Source organism: Segatella albensis DSM 11370 = JCM 12258, from assembly GCF_000426565.1.
GTDB lineage: Bacteria > Bacteroidota > Bacteroidia > Bacteroidales > Bacteroidaceae > Prevotella > Prevotella albensis.
The window spans coordinates 1-5,802 of the sequence record NZ_AUFP01000034.1 but is presented as its reverse complement, the minus strand read 5'-3'; the positions used below and the strand labels follow the sequence as shown (position 1 = coordinate 5,802).

At 40.4% G+C, this 5,802-nt stretch carries 8 protein-coding genes; 4 read left to right on the top strand and 4 right to left on the bottom strand.

The features are described from left to right. Window positions 1-27: 27 nt before the first annotated feature. Window positions 28-159 carry a hypothetical protein gene (locus K333_RS13580; RefSeq protein WP_262498693.1) on the bottom strand — a complete coding sequence of 44 codons (132 nt, stop codon included), beginning with the start codon at window positions 157-159 and terminating at the stop codon, window positions 28-30. Between the two features lie 210 nt (window positions 160-369). Between K333_RS13580 and K333_RS12330 the strand changes: the two genes are divergently transcribed. Next, on the top strand, window positions 370-1,263 hold the full coding sequence (locus K333_RS12330; protein ID WP_027452635.1) for a glycine rich domain-containing protein: 894 nt from the start codon (window positions 370-372) through the stop codon (window positions 1,261-1,263). 87 nt (window positions 1,264-1,350) lie between these two features. Here K333_RS12330 and K333_RS0109660 read toward each other — a convergent pair whose 3' ends face one another. The 3 genes from K333_RS0109660 to K333_RS13575 form a co-directional block, all read right to left on the bottom strand. Beyond that, window positions 1,351-2,118 carry a glycine rich domain-containing protein gene (locus K333_RS0109660; RefSeq protein ID WP_081657246.1) on the bottom strand — a complete coding sequence of 256 codons (768 nt, stop codon included), beginning with the start codon at window positions 2,116-2,118 and terminating at the stop codon, window positions 1,351-1,353. 114 nt (window positions 2,119-2,232) lie between these two features. Beyond that, window positions 2,233-3,126: a glycine rich domain-containing protein gene (locus tag K333_RS12325; RefSeq protein ID WP_081657245.1), complete on the bottom strand. Its 894-nt coding sequence runs from the start codon at window positions 3,124-3,126 to the stop codon at window positions 2,233-2,235. Window positions 3,127-3,224: 98 nt separating this feature from the next. Continuing rightward, complete coding sequence (locus K333_RS13575; RefSeq protein ID WP_154653038.1) at window positions 3,225-3,386, bottom strand: glycine rich domain-containing protein; 162 nt, start codon at window positions 3,384-3,386, stop codon at window positions 3,225-3,227. A gap of 43 nt (window positions 3,387-3,429) precedes the next feature. Here K333_RS13575 and K333_RS12320 point away from each other — a divergent pair, with 43 nt between their 5' ends. The 3 genes from K333_RS12320 to K333_RS12310 all read left to right on the top strand — a co-directional run. Further along, complete coding sequence (locus tag K333_RS12320; protein WP_161624568.1) at window positions 3,430-4,314, top strand: glycine rich domain-containing protein; 885 nt, start codon at window positions 3,430-3,432, stop codon at window positions 4,312-4,314. Window positions 4,315-4,444: 130 nt separating this feature from the next. Next, a complete protein-coding gene (locus tag K333_RS12740) occupies window positions 4,445-5,173 on the top strand; it encodes a glycine-rich protein (protein ID WP_081657243.1) in 729 nt (242 codons plus the stop codon). Between the two features lie 202 nt (window positions 5,174-5,375). Continuing rightward, window positions 5,376-5,802 (top strand): glycine-rich protein (locus K333_RS12310; RefSeq protein WP_036889168.1); only part of this gene is annotated, 427 nt, incomplete at its 3' end.

Sequence of the window (5,802 nt, the reverse complement as noted above, 5' to 3'; positions counted from 1 at the left end):
CCTTCCAAATTGATGGAGGGGTGTTAATTATTCATTTTCCATTAAATCATAAACCATATCCATAATGTAAATTTCCATGTTTCTTGCTCCATTAGGATAGGCTCTTCTGTAATTTCTAAGTGCCAGAATAAGGTCTCTTTCTTTTTCTGTTACTTCCATGACTCATACATTGTATTTGATATTACAAAGGTAATCATCTTTTGCGTATTAGCCAAATATATGGGCAAAATAATCTCTAACATATGATAAATTAACATTTCACAATGAATTCATTTAGCGTGCAGCAAAGTGATATAAGTCAGAATAAAACAGAAATATTGTTGAATATTTTCTTTTATGTGGTATTAAAGGTACAGACACACGGGAAGTGTGCAGACTTTTACTGCGCCAGTAAGTGGAAACTATAAGTTGGAAGTTTGGGGAGCAAGTGGAGGAAATTCTCCAGTTGGTGGTACTGCAGTTCCTGGAAAAGGTGGATATTCAAAAGGAAAAATCTCTCTGCCAATCAATAAGAAACTTTATTTATATGTTGGCGGTAAAGGCATGAACAACAATACTGATGCACCAAATGCAGGAGGATGGAATGGTGGTGGATACGGAAATTTTCATAATTCCAGCGGAAGGTCTGCATCAGGTGGTGGAGGAGCCTCTGATATTCGTATAATTCAACATACAGAAAATGATGGTTGGAGTGGTACAAACTCTTTGCGTTCACGCATTATAGTTGCTGCTGGTGGTGGTGGATGTAGTAGTCTAGGAAGTGGAATGAATGGAGGAAAAGGTGGCGGACTTGTTGGGGAAGATAGTCCATATAGCGAAGATTTTTCTGCTGACAATCAAAAAGCAACAGGTGCAACACAGATTCATGGTGGTAATTATCCAGTCTACGTTGCAGGCTATCCTGAGATTATGTCTGGTGAAATTATTGTTTCTGGAACATTTGGTTATGCAAATATACCAGGATATGTTTTTTATTGGGGTGGCGGCGGAGGAGGTGGCTGGTATGGTGGGGCTGTAGGTTTTGGTAGAGGTGGATCAGGTGGTTCCTCTTTTGTCTCTGGCATGGTTGGATGTGTTGCCATGAGTCAAGATGGAACACAAGATCCAAACATCAATTACCAAACTATTGATGGAATTGAATATAAATTTACTTCAGCAACAACAATAGATGGAGGTTCAACAATGCCTAGTCCAATAGGTGGTACAGAAACTGGTCACTCAGGTAATGGCTATTGCATTATCACTTGGCAACAGCTACCATAAAGTATTATAGGCTATATCAATAAATTTGCTGATATAGCCTATTCTTATATATATTTCCAGAACAAATTCCGAAGAATGGTGGAAATATTATAGACTTAGTGATATCCAACTAATTATTGCGTATCCATGCCCCAGATGTCCTTGTTCTGTTCCACCCTTAGGCCTTGGAAAAGTTGTACCACCATCTATAGATGTTGCGTTGGTTAATCCGCCAATGTATCCAGAACCTCCACCACCATGTGTGTTTTTACTAACTACATCGCCACCGGAGGCATTTCCACCATACCAGCCTCCACCACCACTACCGCCATCTTGAAGTGAATTTCCTCCATAGCCAAATCCTCCTTGTATTCCGTCTGGACCACATCCAGTTTGGGTCCCACCTGTATCACCTTTAGTTGGAACTTCATGAACATCTCCTCCGCTATCTATATAATAAAATGGAGGACTTCCCAATCCAACAAGACCACCTCCTGCTTGATATTTAGTAACATCTACAATTGTCCAACCACCATTTGAGCCACCACCTCCTGCGACACATATTACCGCTTCTTTGTTACCAACAAGGTCTCTAAGTAATCCTGTTGAAGTTGCTATATGAGTAGCTCCTCCGCCACCAGCATGACGGTGTTCAGAATTTATGCCGCCTCCATTATAAGATGTTCCATCCTCATAATGATTCTCGTCTAGACCTTTTCCGCCGCAAACTATATATAAGATTTGATCTTTAGATATATTCTTCCAGCCGCCCGAATAACCTCCAGGAGCATTATCATGGTTGCCCCAGCCACCTCCCTGCGCTCCCCAGACTTCCAACTTATAATTCCCACTTATGGGTGCTGTAAAAGTCTGCACACTTCCCGTGTGTCTGTACTACAGTAGCTACCAAAAGAAAATATTTAACAGTAGGAGAGAATATAATAAGAGTGTGTCAATAATCAAGTAGACTTTTGACACACTCTTTATATATTATGGTTCTAGACTTAACGGGAGCCAGGTTATAATACAGTATCCATTACCTGTATGACCAGTTTCCGTACCACCTGTTGGACTTGGCATAACGGAACCACCATCTCTCATTACAGAATTAGTAAATATCTTTCCACTATAATGATTAGGCTGACTAGTATGAATTATATTATCTTCTGTCGAAGATTCCGCGATAGCGTCACAACCTGAATAACCAGAGATAAAAGAAGAACCACCAGATCCAGAGCCAACCATTCCCCAAGCAACGCCACCACCACCGCCACAATAGTAGCCACCACCGCTTCCGCTACCCAAATTAATATCATAAAGTTCTCCACAAATTCCAAACATACCATCATATCCTCTATTTCCACTTCTAGATGTTGGAGTGCCACCTATTCCCCCTGAAGATTGATAAGCACCTGTAGTTACAAGATATTCAACAGAGCCTTCTTCTAGATTAATTGCCCAACCTCCATTACCTCCAACCAATCCACCAGCATATCCTCCATCACATCCTTCCCTATAATAGTGTCCACCAGCCCCTCCCGCAGCGACTATTATTCTTGATTTAAGAGAATTAAATTCACTCCAAGTTCCTCCAACTAATCGCACGTCAGTAGCACCGCCACCACTTTTACAACCATAAAAACGTCCACTAGCACCGCCACCGTTAAAAGTTTTCATTTCTGAAATACCTTCTCCACTTTGTCCAACATAAACATAAATGTTTAGATTTGAAGGTAAGGTAATCATTCCTGAGCAATATCCACCTTTACCTCCATATTTTGTATTTGTATTATAGCCGGAATCACTATTATAACTATTTCCCCCTTGTGCTCCCCAGCATTCTATCTTATAAGTGGTATTCAAAGGCGCAGTAAAAATTTGCACACTTCCCGTGTGTCTGTACTATAGTTATCAACTGAAAGAAAATATTATACAAAGTAAAGAGACTATAGCAATCAAATTTGATATAGTCTCCTTCTTATTTATAGACTTGGTGATATCCAAGAGATAATACAGTATCCATTACCTTCATGTCCCATTTCCGTTCCTCCTGAAGGAGAGGGTATTATTGATGCACCATCTATCATTACAGGATTAGTGAATACTTTTCCACTATAATGGTTTGGTTGTCCCGTATGTTCAATATTTTCTTCTAGACAATCTCAAAAGTACAGACACACGGGAAGTGTGCAGGAATTTACAGCGCCTTTGAATACAAGTTATAAGATAGAATGCTGGGGAGCTAGTGGAGGAAATAGTTATAGAGGACTTAATGCCTATGGTCAGCCTACAAAATATACCAGTACTGTGTATGGTGGAAAAGGAGGATATTGTTCTGGGTGGATTACTTATCCTAATAGTCTAAGCATTTATATTTATGTCGGACAATCTGGAGAAGGAACCCAAAATAGAACTTTTAATGGCGGAGGAGCTGGTGGTTCATTATATAATGCTTTTAGTGGTGGAGGGGCTACAGATGTTCGACTGACAAATGGTGTTTGGGATAACTTTGAATCTCTAAAGTCAAGAATTATGGTTGCTGCTGGTGGAGGTGGTGCACAATATTACTCAGAAGGAAGTAATGGAGGAAATGCAGGCGGACTATCTGGGCAAAATGGATTCTGTTCATATCGTCCAAATTATAGTCCGTGTTCATTAGCTACAGGCGCTACCCAAACCTCAGGTGGTGAAGGTGCAAAAAGTACAAATAACCAGAGTGGTTTTAATGGTACTTTGGGAAATGGTGGTGATTCTTATTCCAAAGATGGTAGTGGCGGTGGTGGCGGCTACTATGGCGGCGGTGGTGGCGGTGCTAATAGTGCTATAACTTGTTCCGGTGCTGGGGGCTCTTCCTTTATCTCTGGCTATCCGGGATGTAATGCTATAAGTTCATCATCGACAGGAAATAATATAATTCATACAGGACAATCTAATCATTATAGCGGTAAGGTGTTTACAAATCCCGTAATGATAGATGGTGGCTCTATAATGCCTAAGCCAAAAGGTGGAAATGAGACGGGCCATTCAGGTGATGGATATTGCATCATCTCTTGGATATCACCAAATCTGTAACAATATATTAAAAGGAGTGTTTCAAAAGTCTATATGATGATTGATACACTTCTTGTCTTTAATATATTTATTCTTTTAATGTTGAATATTTTCTTTTACTTGATAGTTACAGTACAAACACACGGGAAGTGTGCAAACTTTTACAGCACCCATAAGTGGGAATTATAAGTTGGAAGTTTGGGGAGCACAAGGAGCAGAACATTATAGGGCAATTCCTGGTTTAGGCGGTTATGCACAAGGAATAGCTTATATATTAGGAAATACAACAATCTCTGTATGTATTGGAGGAAGGGGAAGTTATAATGTAAAGAATGGAAATGCTTTTTCTATAGGTACAGGAGGATACAATGGCGGAGGGGATGGGCAGTTCGGTGGCGGTGGTGCTACACATATAGCAAAAAATAACAGAGGTATACTTCAAAACTATATCAATAATAAAGATGAAATATATATTGTTGCTGGTGGAGGAGGCGGTGGTGATGCTGGAGGCCGCGGTGGCTCTGGAGGAGGTGTAAATGGTGGAGATGGTATTGATTATGAAGAAAGTGATCATGTTGCGGGAAAAGGAGGCACACAAGATACAGGAGGTGACGGATATAATCAAGGCTCTTTTGGGTGTGGTGGAGAAGCAATTCATGATACTGATTCTGCTGGTGCTGGTGGCGGCGGCTGGTATGGTGGTGGAAGTTGCTTTGATACTTATTCTTGTGCTGGTGGCGGTTCAGGATATATTGGTGGTGTATCAAATGCCTTAACCATAGCCGGTGACCAAACATTCCCGAAACCCAAAGGTGGTACAGAAACAGGACACTCAGGTGATGGCTATGCAATAATTAGTTGGATATCACCAAACCTATAATAAAAAGGAGTGTATCAAAAGTCTATATGACAATTGATACACTCCTTGCTTATAACGAACACTCTTCTATTGTTGAATATTTTCTTTATGTTAACAATTTGAGTACAAACACACGGGAAGTGTACAGACTTTTACAGCACCCATAAGTGGAAATTATAAGTTAGAATGCTGGGGAGCAAGCGGAGGTAACTATATCAATGAGTTGGGTGGAAAAGGTGGATATTCTATTGGATATAAAAGTCTAGGTGCATCAAATAACTTATATGTTTGTGTTGGGTCAAAAGGTGGTGATAATTTAGGTAACACGGGAGGGAATGGTGGATATAATGGTGGTGGTAAAAGTGGTAATGGATGTCCAGAGTTAAATTATTATTATCAAGGTGGAGGTGGTGGAGGTGGTGCTACTCATATAGCCATATCTGATCGTGGAGTTTTAAAGAATTACAAAGACTATCAACAAGAACTTCTTTTAGTCGCTGGAGGTGGTGGTGGAAAAGCTGCGAATTATTCAAAGTGTGGTGTCGGAGGCGGATTAAATGGCGGAAATGCATATAGTGCTAATGATGTATATACCATAACAGGCGCAAGCCAAAATACAGGATATGCATTTGGACAAGGTCAAGATGGAA

What these genes read in the sequence shown, in the direction of transcription:
- K333_RS13580 (WP_262498693.1), bottom strand. Translation starts at nt 159, where the DNA reads ATGGAAGTAACAGAAAAAGAAAGAGACCTTATTCTGGCACTTAGAAAT.